This window comes from Niallia sp. FSL W8-0635 (genome assembly GCF_038007965.1).
Classification (GTDB): domain Bacteria; phylum Bacillota; class Bacilli; order Bacillales; family Cytobacillaceae; genus Niallia.
This window is the reverse complement of record NZ_JBBOYD010000001.1, coordinates 1142695-1158048: the sequence shown is the minus strand read 5'-3', so window position 1 is coordinate 1158048 and position 15354 is coordinate 1142695. Positions and strand designations below refer to the sequence as shown.

Genomic DNA, 15354 nt, shown 5'->3' with positions numbered 1-15354 from the left:
GATATCTCTTCTACAAGCCCTTAGGTTGTTAACTATTAAATGCTGTATCCAATTCCTAAAACGACAATAAAGGAAATAACGAATAAAATCCATAATGTCTTCGTATTCTCGCCTTTTTTCGTGCGAATAAGCACCATTTCAAGCATTCCTATTACCCAAATACCGACAAGCATTTTTATTGTATGCATGAAGTCCATTCCTGTTTTTGCAAGTAAGCCGATTCCAGAACCGATGATAAGTATATATACTACACGTAATACCATATGTAGGATTTTACTTCCTTTTTCTTTTCCAGCTTTATGTAAACCGAATGATATGGCAAATAGAACTAGTCCAATGATCCATGTCAACACATGAGCATCTGTAGAACTCATATATCTCCCTCCTTTTCTCCATTATTTTACCACACATTGATTGATTCTCTCTATTTAGGACATCTCATTGATCCTTTACTACTTTATTTAAAAGTGTGCCAATTCCTTCAACAGATATTTCTATCGTATCCCCAGCCTTTAAAAATCGTGGCGGATTAAAACCTTTCCCCACTCCAGCCGGTGTTCCTGTCGCAATAATATCACCAGGCTCTAAAGTCATTCCTTTAGACAATACACTGATTACCTCTTCCACTGGGAATATAAAATGCTTTGTATTAGATTGCTGTCTAATTTCTCCGTTTACCTTTGTAGTAATATTTAATTCATTCGGATTTGGAATACTATCATTTGTTACAATCCATGGACCTGTCGGAGCACTTGTATCTAAGCTTTTCCCAATAAAAAATTGCTTATGCTTCTTCTGCAAATCTCTAGCAGTAATATCATTTAAAATCGTATAGCCAAATATGTAATCAAATGCCTCTTCTTTTGTAATTCCTTTCCCTCTTTTTCCAATTATAACGGCTAGTTCTCCCTCATAATCAAGTTGTGTGGTTACTTCTCTATGCTCTAAAATACCAGCCATATGTCCAACTACTGTAGTGGGTGCTTTCGTAAAAACCATTACATGCTCCGGAATGTCCTCTTTACTTCCCATTTCAATGGCATGTTCCACATAATTTTTTCCAACACAAAAGATATTTTTGCTCGGTCTCGGAATAGGCGCTAAAAAAGTTACCTTCTCAATCGGAATATACAGGTCAGCTTTATTCGGTTGTCCTTCTACCCATTGGATTAGATTTTTGATATTCTCTAAAAAGTTGTCTTGTTCTATACAAGTAATAAGTTCTTCTGCATATGGTCGTCTTCCCGTACGCTTTTCCTCTACATCATTTAAGGCTAATATCCCCATTTCCTCTACTACTCCCACAAAGACGTTATCCTCTAATGAAACCGTTGCAATCTTCATTTCTCTTCCTCCCATTATTTCATACTATTACCTAAACTTTTAAGAAAATTATAAACTTTCTTTAAGAATTTTCCAAATAGAAAAAATATTTAATCAAGTAGATTCTCCTTAAAATTTTCAAGTAGGTAGGAAAAGGTATTACTTCTTCTACTAAGAACGCTCTCCCTTCTTAATGTATTTCTTGTCATAGTACAACCATTTATAAGAATAAAGTAGTTAGGAGAAGAATTTATCTATCTAGGTGAATGTATCACCTAATTTGTTTGAGTTCCATAGTATGTATAAGAATATTGTATAAAGGATGTTGAATATGCCAGCAATTGTTGGAGTAGCTCAAGTTATTTCAGTAGGAGGTAGCTCTATTTTTAATATTGGCGATGTATACAAAATGATGCCCATCTCTAATGCGAAAACTTTTTCTGGATCAGGCTCTTTTAATACAGGTGATGGATTAAAAGTTACTAACTATCGCAGTTCTACAAATACGTATGATAACGATGGGCTAGATCAGCCGATTGCAGCTAATGCGTAAAGTAGACTAAAAGGTGATGTGTAAATGAATTATTTTATCCAACAATCCATAGTCATAAATACGCTTAAAATTGGAGGTATCTCCAACTCCTCTGTATTGCAAATAGGCAGTGCAGGTATTATTAAACCCGCCTCCTATCTATATAATACAGGAGGATTTACAGAATCAGCTCCTGAATTAAAACCAGATGAACCTGGACTCAATGTAGCAGATGAAGAAACCATTTTCTCGCCTGCAGTTCCCTTGCAGTCTCCTCGGAAATAGGAAAGATTTGCAATAAGGAAAAAAAGGGGGGATAGAAATGTCTTATGATTTTTACCAATACAGTGAAAAAATGCGCCATTATTTACAGCTGCTTGAAAAAAGAATAAAGGAATTAGAAAAACAAGTGGCTACCCTAACCAACGATATTACAACAATAAAAGAAAAACCAAGTGTTCATATTGACCGAATTGATTACAGCTTTGACCAATTAAAAGTGGAGACGCTAGAAGGTACATTAAATATCGGGCTTAATCCTGAAGACTTAAGTAACATTGAAGAGCTTGCCATTAATCCGAATTCCCCAATTAATCAACCACACGCACCCTTCTATCCACCCATTGATCCCAAGCAAATGATGAATCGGTCGATGGATATAGAAGAAGAAATGAATCAATTTATCCAATTAGAACTACCAGATATTATTAGAAAGAAGCAACAGGAACTAAATATGCATGAAGAGGAATCATACGTTTCCTTTATTCAAGAGGATATTACGAAGCAAATGCCAACGAGAATTCAATATTATTTGCAACAAGGAGCCAATCGTAAACAAAACGGAAGAAATTTATCCAATGAAGCAATTATCCAAGCTTTAAAGGAAGAAATGGAAAATGGAGTCCATTTATTTTTAAGCCATATACCAGATAACATGAGGGGAAGTGGAAAAGAATGAATTTTCAAGTATACAACCGAGAACTTCAAGTAGGAAATATTAATATCATTGGGGTTGCCAGCTCCTCTATTTGCTTAGTAGGAGATGCCCAAACCATTCAATTGGCCTCTACATTTGATACACCTGCTGAATCACTAATAATTGGACCATTTGTTCCACTGCATCCAAAAATTTAATCATGCTACAGCGTACATCTGTTGTTGATTTAATCAATGTCAATACCGTATCCTTTTCTTCGATTGTAGAGATTGGTGATGCCACTTATCATAAGGCCGTTTCACGAGCATTAGCCGTTCAAAGACAGAGAGAGCTATTTTATGGAAAGGAAGGGGCTTTTGAAGACTATGATGTCTTTAGAGAACCCATTCCACTGATTCCAATAATAGAAAATGTAGATTGTCACTTTGAAAATATTAAACCCATTATAAAAGTTCATCATATAAATATTACAGGAATTTCTTCTTCTTCCTTATTGCAAATAGGCAATTGTCGACATATATATACAGAGGCAAGAATTAAGCATGTTCGCCAAATGGAGCAATCTATTGCAACAGAGGTTGGGAACAATTTAATTCAATTAAATGAACCTAGCCAATTAGATATACCAACCTCCCAAAGTCCCGTTTCTGTTACTGGTACAGATATTGCAGGGTCACCTTTTTCCAATGTTGAACCAGAACAGGAACAATAAAGCAAAACCTCCATAAACGAGGCTTTTCTACATTAAAAATAGTATCAAAACAATACAGATACAAAACAAGGAGGTAAAAAAATGCCTGCAATCGTAGGTCCAGTACAAATTGTTAACGTAGGGGAAGGAATTGTCCAATTTGGAGATTCATTGTTTATTTCTCCTAAAGGAAATTCCAAAGCAACCTTAGGCTCGGGAACCTCCAATACCGGAGCATTTATCATTACAAATAATGGCTTGAACGCCAGTAACTATGTAGACACTAGTTTACTTGATCAACCAGTTGTTGCTAATAACTAAATTTATTCTTCAGCATTCCATCGATAGCTTGCCACTTTTTCTTACAAGGAGGATAGAATCATGCCTGCAATAATAGGTCCTATTCAAATTGTCAATACAGGAGCGGGAATTGTGCAATTTGGAGATTCCCTTTTTATCTCCCCTAAAGACAATTCAAAATCAACAATAGGCTCAGGTACAGGAAATAACGGAGCATTTGTTATAACAAATAATGCGGTCAATTCCAGCAACTATACAAATAGTAGTAGCGTTGATCAACCGATAGCCGGTAATAACTAGCATAAAAAGTCGTCTTCTCTAAAAAGGAAAGACGACTTTTTCATTCACTAATTTATTTTTTATATTTCACCTAATTCAATCCGTTTAATCAACTGCTCTAACCAATATGTTTTTTGGTTTGCTTTAGCAGAAATATACTCACTTATAAATTCAATAAATTTCTCTTTGTCTTTATCGACATCAAGCTCATTCTCTAAATCCATAATCTGTTCCATACGATCCGTTATTTTTTTCACTTTTTTCTTAAGAATGTCTATCACTTTCTCACGCTCGACATACTTCATATTTGCTAATCCAACGAACATATCACTGATTGCATCTGCCTTCTCAAACAATGTATAAATCTTCCCAGGCAACGCTTGACGGCCTTTTTCTGTAATAGCAAATACTTGTTTATCTGGTCGATGTTCTTCTCTTATTATTTCGACTGGCTCCACTAATCCTTGCTTCATTAAGGATTCAAAGTGATAATACAATTTACTTTCGGTAAGTCCAGCTAATTGGTCAAGTGGGATAGGATCTGAAAGCTGCTTTTTTAATTTATAAGGATACGTATTTTCTTCGATTAATTTACTCAATATAAAAATCTGAATAGCCATTCTACATGCTCCTTAAAGAAGAGATATCCTCATTTTAACAAAACTAAGCAGTAATTTCAGCAGAATTCTCGCTTTCTTCCTTTTGACCATTCTTTTCTAATGTACTTATCGGCATTGGTTTATGAAGAAAAGTCACAATCACTATATTTATTAACAAAGCAACTCCACCAACTGTCACCATCGACCATATATATGGACTAGGACTGATACTTCCATACAAATTAGCAAAATAAGCTTGAACAGAATAATACATTGGTGAAATAAGCGAAAGTAAAATAAGCGGAGTTTTTCCGGTTAACTACAGAATGGAGCTTGTTTCGGAGTAAATAAGGGTATTTTTTCCGATTATACCCAACAAAATCGCCCATTTTTGTAGTTTTCGAGCCAATAGGCGGAATTTCTCCGGCTATTTCAGGCTTTTTTTATATTAATTACTAATTAAGCGGAATTTGTCCGTTTATTATCAGCTCTGATGCTTAAGGTGATCCTCAGCCAACTAGTGGCAGACCCTCTCAATCCCAGATAAGGTTTTTTATCGACCACCTTATTAAAAAACAGCACAGTGTCTTTTTTCATTGTACAATCAGGAACGTTCAAAAGAAAAATTGGCTGGCATGAGTCCTGTTGAATATCGAACTCATTCCAGCCAATCAGCCGCATAATTAAAACTCTAACTTTTTGGATAATCACCAATTCATACGTTTTTTCTTGTGTCATTTAGTATGAATGCACCAGAAAACGGTACCCTTTATTTTCTTTACAGAACGTTTTTATTTAAACCATCTTATAACTTCAACACATGTCCACCATCAAAGAAAAATAAATACTTCTCCTCTATCTTTCGCTTTAAGATTTTTTCCAATGCCTCTGTATAAAGCTCTATTTGCACTTTATAGCGCGATTCTAATATCGACTTCGCTTCGTCATATCCACCTTTATACCGTGCTGATATCGAGTCTGTTTTATAATCAAGCAATACAGTGCCTAAATCATCTTCAAAAAATACATCAATAATCCCCTGCACGAGAACTGGCTCTTCTTCTCCTTGCCAGTCTGCATAGACCCGACTCGCTGGATAGGCAATATTAAACGGAATTTCTCGTACAAGCTTTGGTGCATGCTGCATTCTCTTTCCTAACGGAGATTGGAAAAAGGATAATATAGAGGAAATATCAATGACTTCTACTTGGTCGTTTGTTAATAATTCCTTTCTAACCATATCTTCCATTAATTGGTTTAGAGTAGCTTCCGTAACTTCCTCTTTCACATCTATATGCTGCATCACCATATGCATGGCGGTTCCGATTTCTGCTGGACTTAATTTCTTTTCCTGCATAAACTTAGGGCGATTCCATATGGTTTGCTTCCATGCCTTCACTACATCTGTTCCGCTTTGGGCATCTCGCAGTTCCCCCTGGCGTTTTAATTCAGATACAGACTGCTTAGAGCGATGAGAGGTACTTTCCTTCGCTGAATAAGACCAAGAGAATGTATCTCTTATTTCTTGCTGATAGGAAGAGGAACTTTCTATTCTTTTTCCTTCTGTTACTCTCTTTAACCATTCATCTTCCTTCTTCTCTTCCTCAACTGATCGAGTTAAAAGCTCTTCTTTTTGCAGAACTCTCACTTCCCAATTGGATGGATGGGAAGAAATTTCACCTTTTTCACTCCAGCTTTCTAAATGAATCCATGTATTATCACGATGTCTCACTAATGCTGGACCAATCCAATCTAAATAGGATTTAGCTTGTGCACGATCAAATTCATGTAAAAGCCAATTCGAATGTCCTGCTATTTGTGACCATTTCTGCTTTGCCTTTTCTATATCCTTTACTGCCCCTATTAAAATAAGCTTTTCTTTTGCACGTGTTAAAGCAACATATAATACGCGCATCTCTTCTGCTAGTAGCTCCATTTTTTTCTTTTTCGCAAACGCAATTTGTGGAAGGGATGGGTAGGATATACGCTTTTTCGCATCAATATACTTCGTAGCAAAGCCTAAATCCTTATCTAACAAGAAGTTTTTCCTTAAATCCATCGTATTAAAATTGCGCCCCATGCCTGCCATAAAAACAAACGGAAATTCTAAGCCTTTACTGCTGTGAATTGTCATAATTCGAATTACATCTTCTTGTTCGGTTAAGGCTCTTGCTGCTCCTAAATCATTCCCACGATCTCTCATTCGCTCAACAAATCGCAGAAATCGGAATAAACCACGAAAAGACGTCTCTTCATATTGACGAGCTCTATCATAAAGTGCGCGCAAATTCGCCTGGCGTTGATTTCCTGCTGGTAATCCCCCTACAAAATCATAGAAGTATGTTTCACGATATAGTTTCCAAATCAGTTCCGATAAGGCTCCTCTTCTTGCCTCCGAACGCCAATCAGCCAATTTATCAAAAAACGGTCTTATTTTTTCATACAATGCTTCTTCTTTCTTCCTGTTCACATGCATAAATGTCTGAATAGCTTCATAAAAAGCTCCTTGCTTTTTCGCAATTCGCAATCTACTTAACTCCTCTTCCGATAAGCCTACAATTGGGGAGCGAAGAACAGATGCAAGTGGAATATCTTGATAAGGATTATCTATTACCTTCAGTAAAGACATCATGATATCCACTTCTGTTGATTCAAAATAACCAGTTGTTAAATTAGCATATGTCGGTATATTATACTGCTTTAATTCTTCCATAATTTGTGGAGCCCATGTCATAGATCGCAGTAAGATTACCATATCCTTATAGCGAATAGGACGATATGCTTTTTGCTTTGCATCATATACTTCTTGATTTTTTTCAAATAATTCTTTTACTTTTTCTGCAATCACTCTAGCCTCAAGCTGTGATTGCTCCATTTCTACTGCATCAAGCCCAGTTGACTCTTCATCTGTTTCATTATCTTCACTAGCTTCAGCACTTTGATTTACTAATGCAACTTCAATCGGATAAGGGTTTTCTTCTGGATAACTTGCACCTAGCTTTAATTCAGCACTTTCATCGTATTCAATTTCGCCTACTTTTACTCCCATAATTTGCTTAAAGAGAAAGTTGGTTCCTTCCAATACTTCTTTTCTACTTCGGAAATTTCTCGCCAAATCAATTTTAAACCCCGCATCATCCCGCTCTTGAAAGCGAAGATATTTGGCTAAAAATAAGTTTGGTTCCGCTAATCGAAACCGATAAATGCTCTGTTTTACATCCCCGACCATAAAGAGATTTCCTTCTGATTCGATATCCTTTGTCACTAACTTTAGAATGGATTCCTGAACTAAATTCACATCCTGGTATTCATCTATTAGGACTTCTTTAAATTGATTTCGATAAAACGATGCTGCTTCTGATGGAATTAGTTCATTTTCCTCTGAACGACTTAAAATCGCGAGACAATAATGCTCTAAATCAGCAAAGTCAACTAATCCTTTATCCATTTTTATTTGTTGAAACCTTTCTCCAAAAGCTTCGACGAGATAAACAAGTATTTCAACATGTGGCTTCATCGCAGCCATATCCTTTAAAAAGCTTTGTGGCTTTCTTGTAAAAAGATCACTTTGCATTTCTTGCACTATTTTTTTGGCACGATCTCTTATTTTCTGTCCTTCTTCTACGAGTGCAGGATCATATTCTTCTCCTTTACAAGGCTTTGCCCGCGAAAACTTCAATGACTGCATTGCCTCATATAAAGTTTCCCAAGATTGATCCATTGCCTTTTCAAGAATCGAAATTAATTCCAAATCATCTAGGAAGTTGCTTGCACGCGGCGCTGGACCTCCCGGAAGCTTCGTCAATTCATAACCATACTCAAGCAGCATCCTTACACCTTCAAGTTGCAGCTCCACATCATCGATTAAATGCTTCATAAAGGGTAATTCTGTTAAGTGTGTATCCTCGCTGATATCATACATTTTGATTAAGGATTGTAAATACGCAGAAGGGAATGGATTGGCACGAGAAAAATCATATATTTCTTGAATCATCCGCTGTAAGGCATCATCACTGCGATCATTTGTAAAAGCATCTACCAAATCAAAAAATGCAACATTATTTTCCTTCCCATATTCCTCTTCAAAAAGATCTTCTAAACATTCATCTCTTAATAATTGTCCTTCTGTTTCATCAGCAATTCGAAAACCAGGATCTAAATCAATGACATAGTAATATTTGCGAATAACCTCCAAACAAAAAGAGTGAATAGTAGAAATATGTGCTTTATTTAAAAGAGCCAACTGCTTTTTTAAATGCTGTGATGTTGGATTCGCATTTATTTCCTTTTCCAATACATCACCAATTCTGTGTTTCATTTCAGCTGCTGACGCATTTGTAAACGTAACAACAAGCAATTCATCGACATTTATCGGCTGATCGGATACAATTTTCCGAATCATCCTTTCTACTAATACAGCGGTTTTACCAGATCCAGCTGCCGCAGCAACTAAAATGTCCTGCCCACTTGACATAATCGCCTTCCATTGATCATCTGTCCAGCTAACATCTATTGGCTTGTCCGGTATATTACTCTCTTTCATTCGTATTAGCCTCCTCTCTGATTAATTGCAGCACATCATCCTTTGAATAGGCTTGTAATTGTCTGTAATCGTTCGTTTCTAAAGCTTCATCAAATTGACAAACAGATTTAAAGGAACAGAAGGTACAAGGCTTTTTATCATTTAAGCGATAAGGCTCAATCTGAACTTCCCCACTAATAATCTTATTGCCTGAATCCTTATATTTGTGTCGAACAAAGTTTTGCAATTTACTAAAGTCTTCTCTCGTTGCGACTTTAGAAGCTTTCGTAAGGGTTCCATCTGTTTTAAAGCCTGCAGGCACAATCGGAGAACTCCCTTTTTCTAACGTTTCATCCATTAGCTGAATAACTCGCTCTTCCCCAAGCATTAGCCCATTCATTTTAAATTTCTTTAATAATTCTTCTTCGATTTCATCTAATGTTAATATTTTTTTACTCGAAATCATTGGATTGTGTACATGGAAATATAATACTCCAGCTGGACTTGCTTCCTTATCTACTAGAATCGTGCTGTTTGTAATAATTAAGTCTAAATAAGTCAGCATCTGTAGGGATAATCCATAATATACTTCATTCATGTTCAATTCTTGTCCACTTGATTTATAGTCGATTACTCGTAAATATACTTCATCTCCAACAACTGCTTTATCGACACGATCGATTCGTCCAATCAAATTCATGTTTGTACCGTTTTTCAACGGAAAAGTAATAGACGGCAGCTTACCTGTAGGACCAAATTCTAACTCTAAATCAATTGGTGAGAAGCCGCTATGCTTGGCGTGCTCGCTTAGAATAATAGATGCTCTGCTAATGATTTGCTCAAGCTTTCTTTTAATATAATGATGCCTATTTGTACTAAGCAATATTTCGTTCTGCAGTTTAGGTGCAAGCATATCTACTGCGTCTCTTGCTAAGCCCTCACATTGCTCCCTTGTTAAGCTAGACCACATTAGCTCTTTATGCATAACTGTTTCTGCAATATATTTTAAGGCCGCATGGAATAAATCACCTATTGCTGGCGCTTCTAATCGATATATTTGCCTTTTTCTAAGCTTTAACCCGTGAGTAGCAAAGTGGGAAAATGGGCATGCATGAAATAATTCCATTCTTGAGACACTTGCTGAAATGGTTTCCCCATATAATTCACTGCTTGTATGTTCCGATAATTTTTCTGCTTGATTTTGATAGGTCAAACTAGAAAACACCTTTTTAGCAGGTTCTCTCCAATTTGTATTCTCCATATATTCATTGTAAACATCCCACCAGAAATCATAGATAGGATACTCTCTTTTCTTTAAATAAAGCTGGCCTGTTAAATAAGACAAGGTTGTTTGAAAATGAACGACATAATCCAACTGGCCTTCTTCCGACAGTTCTTTTGGATCTGACATATAATAAATGGTAGCTGCTTTAGGAAATAAATCTCGCATTCTTTTGATATAAGTAGATGGCAAAATGGATTTACCTTCATCGTTTGCTAGTGGATAAGTTAAATACAGATAATCTGTTGGTGTTGTAAATGCTTTGTATGCAAGAAATTCCTCATCCAACAATCTTATTTTACTTGTAGGAGCAAGCTTCATCCCTTTTTGTTGTAAAGCTTCTCTATCTGTGTCTGCCAGTATTCCTTCATCCTGAAATTTCGATGGAAAAACACCCTCGTTTAGTCCAATGACAAAGGCGACCTTTATATCATTTAAACGAGATTGCTCCAAATCTGCAATCAATACTTGATCCAAAGCTGGAGGAACGAGGGAAAATTTCAATGTGTCTAATCCAGAACTAATAACTGTCGCAAATTGCTTCGTGGAAAATTCCTCTTCTCCTAGTATTTCTACAAATTGATCTAACAGTTCAACTATGCTATTCCATGCTTGATCATGTTCACCAGCTTTTACTAGCTCTCCATTTTCCTCTAGCTCATTCTTCCAATATTCCATTTTCATCGGCACTTCAAGTTCTTCGAGAAATAAATATAATGCTTCACATTTAGCTCGTCCTGTTTTGCCTCTTCTTAATCGGTTTTGAAGTCGAATTAACGGCGCAGTTAAAGACAGACGTAGCTCATTTAGTTCCTGCTCGAACTCTTTTTCTGCATCTGTCTGAACTCCTTGCTCCCATTCTAATCCTTTTATTCTTCTATATTTCCAGCGTTCCTTGGAAGTCCACTTATTTCCCTTTATGCCATAAGCAAGGCAATAATTTTCAAGCCTGTCTACTTTTTCCCGAATATTATTTTTGCGTTCATGAAGTGGGAAAAGTAATTCTGTCTTTATCGAACGAAATACAGGCTCATAACGCCAATTTGTTTCAAATATCTCTAGAGAAGATCGAATTAATTCTACTAAAGGATGATCATGCATTCTGCTTTTTTGATCAATAAAGAAAGGAATGTGATAATCCCTGAAAACAGTTTCAATAATATTCTGGTAGGTAGACAAATTGCGAGAAAGTAAACTTACCTCTCGATAGCGATATTGCTTATGCCTAACCAGCTTCACAATTTCCCTCGCAATTCCTTCTATTTCTGCACGTGGATTAATGCTTTCAGCAAATTTGATTGTTGCTTCTTCTTCATAGGCTTGTCCTGGTCTGTTGTCAAAATGATTTTCAATATGTGCTAATGACTGATGACTATGCTTTCTAGATTCCGTGAATTCAACAATATTCACTTCCACCCCTAATTGCTTTGCCATCATATGGATCGTTTGAAAGGATTCTGTCGACATTCGGAATAAGCTTAAGTCATCATTTTGTGAAGCTAAAGGATCTAATGTATTTGTAATTGTTACGTTTTCACAAAAATGCATTAACTGTTGAATAATCAAATATTCTTGAGGAGTAAAGCTATAAAAACCATCTATATAAATTTCTGCGTTTTTCAAATAAGAGGATTCGCTAATCTTTTCCGCTAGAAGACGGAAATAATCCTCCCCATCAATGTATTTTCCAACAAGTCTTTCTTCAAATTTTTCATATATTAATTCAAGATCGCTGATTTTATCCATTAATGCTTTTGCTGATTCTTGTGTTTCTTCTATTTGCTCTTTTGTGGATAGCAGTTCTTCAGGAGTAACCGTGTATCTTCTAAATTCAGTGACTAATTGTTCTACCTGCTCTATAAATCCATTTTTATCGGCAACCTTTTTAAATAGGGTTAGCTCACTTTTATTCTCCTCAATAATCTTGCGAATGAGCATATTCACGCCAATACTATTTATATGGTAGCGACTAATTCCACCAGTTTCTTGCAATACTCTCCATGCAAGACGGGTGAAGCTGTATACTTGCGCACGGAACATTCCTTGAATATTAGTCCCAGATAGCAATCGCTGATCGGATAAAAAAGTCATCTGATCTGGGACAATATAAATAATGGGATTTCCTTCCGGATTTTCAGCAAGTTTCGCTTGAATCTCTTCTATACAGAACGTTGTTTTTCCGGTACCAGACCGACCTGCTAATAAGCGAACAGTCATCCAATAACCCCCTTTTTCTCTATCTCCATAATACTTTATATGTAAATAACATCATATCATAGAAACACATGTTTCCATAGAAAAGTGCTAATGGATAATTTTTCTCTTTCTTTCCAAAGAAAAACAGTTAACGAAAAAAAGAACTCAATCTTGAGTTCTCAGTTCTTCCACCAAAATTAAAAGGAAAATTGAATTTCATTAAATGGCCAATAACGTAAGCTAACCTTTCCAACTACTTGATTAATGGAAATGAACCCAAAATGTCGACTATCCCAACTTCCTAATCGGTTATCTCCCAACACAAATAATTTCCCCTTTGGAACCGTAACCTCTCCAGTGATTTCTTCTAATGTAAAATTCCCCGTTAGCCTTCCAGAAGAAACTTGTTTTCGATAATCATTTAGAAAGGGCTCCTCATACTTCTTCCCATTTATAAACAGATGGTCATCTCTATATTCTACTCTATCTCCTGGGATGCCAATTACTCGTTTCACGTAATCATCATTTTCATTTGCATGAAAAACAATAATATCAAAGTGATCAAAATCAGTCATTTTATAACCAACTTTATTAACAACTAATTTATTTCCGTCCTGTAATGTAGGCATCATCGATTCACCTTCCACTACATAATTGGAGAAGAAAAAAGCACGAATTATAACAAAGATGATAATCCCAATAGCAAATGCTTTTAACCATTCTATGCTTTCTTTCTTTATAGCTTCTTTCAACCTCTATCTCCTCCAAACAAAATTTACAGACCATCTTTTACTAATGGCTTCTCTCTTTCTCATCCATTCCTACACTATTCATTTTTATCTCGATTCTTTTTCCAATAAACCAAAGAATAAAGATGGCTATCACAACAGGTATCGTTCTTAATGGCTGTGTAATCATCGATTTCAAATCATAACCAATAAAACTAATCGTACTAATCATAACTAGTTTACCTGCAATTACCGCCAGAACATATTGGCTCGTACTTATTCTAGATAACCCGGCCACTATATTTACAAGGGCAGAAGGTGTAAATGGAAAACATAGGAGTAAGAACAACGGACCAAATCCATGTCTCTCAATCCAAATCATTGGTTTCTGCACCTTTTTATGCTTTCTTAAAAAGCTTAACAATCTTTTTTTTCCATATCTTCTAATAATCGAAAAAACAAGTAATGCACCTAAGATTGTTCCAGCCCATGAATATAGAAATCCTAGCCAAAATCCAAATGCATTGACATTAGCCATAATAAAAACAAAAAGTGGCAAAAAAGGGATAAACGCCTCAACCATTGGCAATAAAATCCCTGGCAACGGTCCAAATGAGCGATAACTGTCGATTAACTCCATTATATTTTCAAGCGTAAACCATTCTTTAATTAAGTTCATATCCATGAGCACAAAACCCCTTGTATAACTTACGCGTCTTTTAGTATGTGTATTTTTTGTAATTACGACGGTTTTATGAATCCACTTAAATCATAAGGATTCTTCACACCATTCCCCTTTTATGATGAACAAATTTTGCTATAGCCTTTTTCGATCAGTAAGTAATTCATCTGACTATTCCATTTTAATCTATGGATTACTGTTTAAATATAAAGAATATGTTAAAAAACATTCCGTTTATTGTGCTAAGAATTCTTTTATTGCTGTTGTATTCGCTTCTAAATCGACAGATAAGACGGCCGCTCCATTAACTCTCATATCTTGAAAAGTTCCATCTACTGGAACCCTTAGCGACTCTACCTCATGATTTTTTGAAGTCAATAAATCTTTCCCAATAAACAGCATATCCCCTGTTTCCATACTCGTATTGATATAAGGCATTATTACCCCTGCGAGTTTTGGCAGCTTAGCAAATGTCTGGACAGCAGAAACTTGATCAGCGATTGCTTGTAACGTTTTTTGTTGTCTCTCTACTCTTCCAAAATCAGATTCTGCATCATGTCGGAAACGCACATATCCTAATAGCTGCTTTCCATTTAAACGCTGTTGTCCTGGCTCCAATGTTACACCTATATTTGCAGACATTTGTTTTTCCACATCGATTTCCACACCATTTGGGAAAGCTTCATCAATTACCGCTTCAAAACCTTCAAAATTTATAATCGCATAATATTGCAAATCTATATCAAAATTATGTTTGATTGTTTGCCTTAAAAGTTCAGGACCACCAAGGGTATAAGCAGTATTAATTCTACCTTGACTATATCCTGGTATTTCCACATACATATCTCTCATAAGCGATATAATTTTATATGTACCTTTATCAGGATGATATTGGGCAACCATTATCGTATCTGTTCTAGATTGCTTTTCTCCTTTACGCTGGTCACTTCCGAGTAAAAGAATATTGGTTCCACCGCTACTATCCTTTTCCCCATTAAATTCATATTTAACCTCTTCTATTCCTAGCTTCCCTAGGGACTGCTTTTCTCCTTGCTTAAATTGAAAAATACTATATCCACCTGCAAATAATATAAATAGAATTAGGAATAAAAAGAAAACTCTTCCTTTACGTAATTTCCTTCTTTTCTTTCCTTTTCTATATTCCGCTCTCCCCATTTCTTTTAATCCTTTCCATATTTAAAATCTTTTTATTATTTTTTTAATGATTTTATTACTATCAATTGTAACCTTTGTACAAAAATATAGACCTTCTTTTCTATGTA

General features: G+C 35.8%; 16 protein-coding genes. 7 read left to right on the top strand and 9 right to left on the bottom strand.

All coding sequences use genetic code 11. From position 1 onward, the window contains the following. Nucleotides 1-35: 35 nt before the first annotated feature. Together NYE52_RS05535 and NYE52_RS05530 are read right to left on the bottom strand one after the other, a co-directional pair. Nucleotides 36-374, bottom strand: a complete 339-nt coding sequence (locus tag NYE52_RS05535; protein ID WP_341192143.1) for a YisL family protein — start codon at nucleotides 372-374, stop codon at nucleotides 36-38. A 64-nt stretch (nucleotides 375-438) separates the two neighbouring features. Beyond that, entirely contained in the window at nucleotides 439-1344 is a 906-nt protein-coding gene (locus NYE52_RS05530; protein WP_341192142.1) for a fumarylacetoacetate hydrolase family protein, read from the bottom strand. A gap of 310 nt (nucleotides 1345-1654) precedes the next feature. Between NYE52_RS05530 and NYE52_RS05525 the strand changes: the two genes are divergently transcribed. The 7 genes from NYE52_RS05525 to NYE52_RS05495 all read left to right on the top strand — a co-directional run bounded on the left by NYE52_RS05525 (nucleotide 1655) and on the right by NYE52_RS05495 (nucleotide 4083). Next, nucleotides 1655-1876 (top strand): spore germination protein, encoded by a 222-nt coding sequence (locus NYE52_RS05525; protein WP_312096385.1) that lies wholly within the window; start codon nucleotides 1655-1657, stop codon nucleotides 1874-1876. Between the two features lie 24 nt (nucleotides 1877-1900). Next, the gene (locus tag NYE52_RS05520; protein ID WP_341192141.1) at nucleotides 1901-2140 is read left to right on the top strand and encodes a spore germination protein GerPB; all 240 of its coding nucleotides are present in this window, start codon (nucleotides 1901-1903) and stop codon (nucleotides 2138-2140) included. A gap of 37 nt (nucleotides 2141-2177) precedes the next feature. Then, on the top strand, nucleotides 2178-2813 hold the full coding sequence (gene gerPC, locus NYE52_RS05515) for a spore germination protein GerPC (protein ID WP_341192140.1): 636 nt from the start codon (nucleotides 2178-2180) through the stop codon (nucleotides 2811-2813). Continuing rightward, entirely contained in the window at nucleotides 2810-2989 is a 180-nt protein-coding gene (locus tag NYE52_RS05510; protein ID WP_016202027.1) for a hypothetical protein, read from the top strand. The genes gerPC and NYE52_RS05510 overlap by 4 nt, the downstream gene beginning before the upstream one ends. Nucleotides 2990-2991: 2 nt before the next feature. Continuing rightward, a complete protein-coding gene (locus NYE52_RS05505) occupies nucleotides 2992-3504 on the top strand; it encodes a spore germination protein GerPE (protein ID WP_341192139.1) in 513 nt (170 codons plus the stop codon). A gap of 81 nt (nucleotides 3505-3585) precedes the next feature. Next, complete coding sequence (locus tag NYE52_RS05500) at nucleotides 3586-3804, top strand: spore germination protein (RefSeq protein WP_235251552.1); 219 nt, start codon at nucleotides 3586-3588, stop codon at nucleotides 3802-3804. Nucleotides 3805-3864: 60 nt separating this feature from the next. Next, nucleotides 3865-4083, top strand: coding sequence for a spore germination protein (locus tag NYE52_RS05495; protein ID WP_341192138.1), 219 nt, complete (start codon nucleotides 3865-3867; stop codon nucleotides 4081-4083). A 59-nt stretch (nucleotides 4084-4142) separates the two neighbouring features. Here NYE52_RS05495 and NYE52_RS05490 read toward each other — a convergent pair whose 3' ends face one another. The 7 genes from NYE52_RS05490 to NYE52_RS05460 form a co-directional block, all read right to left on the bottom strand. Beyond that, nucleotides 4143-4682: a PadR family transcriptional regulator gene (locus tag NYE52_RS05490; RefSeq protein WP_341192137.1), complete on the bottom strand. Its 540-nt coding sequence runs from the start codon at nucleotides 4680-4682 to the stop codon at nucleotides 4143-4145. A gap of 438 nt (nucleotides 4683-5120) precedes the next feature. Continuing rightward, entirely contained in the window at nucleotides 5121-5399 is a 279-nt protein-coding gene (locus tag NYE52_RS05485) for a hypothetical protein (protein ID WP_341192136.1), read from the bottom strand. A 67-nt stretch (nucleotides 5400-5466) separates the two neighbouring features. Further along, entirely contained in the window at nucleotides 5467-9204 is a 3738-nt protein-coding gene (addA, locus tag NYE52_RS05480) for a helicase-exonuclease AddAB subunit AddA (protein WP_341192135.1), read from the bottom strand. Continuing rightward, nucleotides 9191-12682, bottom strand: a complete 3492-nt coding sequence (addB, locus tag NYE52_RS05475; protein WP_341192134.1) for a helicase-exonuclease AddAB subunit AddB — start codon at nucleotides 12680-12682, stop codon at nucleotides 9191-9193. Before addB ends, addA begins: the two co-directional genes overlap by 14 nt. A gap of 176 nt (nucleotides 12683-12858) precedes the next feature. Beyond that, nucleotides 12859-13413, bottom strand: a complete 555-nt coding sequence (lepB, locus tag NYE52_RS05470) for a signal peptidase I (protein ID WP_341192133.1) — start codon at nucleotides 13411-13413, stop codon at nucleotides 12859-12861. A gap of 40 nt (nucleotides 13414-13453) precedes the next feature. Further along, entirely contained in the window at nucleotides 13454-14074 is a 621-nt protein-coding gene (locus NYE52_RS05465) for a TVP38/TMEM64 family protein (RefSeq protein ID WP_341192132.1), read from the bottom strand. A 231-nt stretch (nucleotides 14075-14305) separates the two neighbouring features. Further along, nucleotides 14306-15247: an LCP family protein gene (locus NYE52_RS05460; RefSeq protein WP_341192131.1), complete on the bottom strand. Its 942-nt coding sequence runs from the start codon at nucleotides 15245-15247 to the stop codon at nucleotides 14306-14308. Nucleotides 15248-15354: the final 107 nt, after the last annotated feature.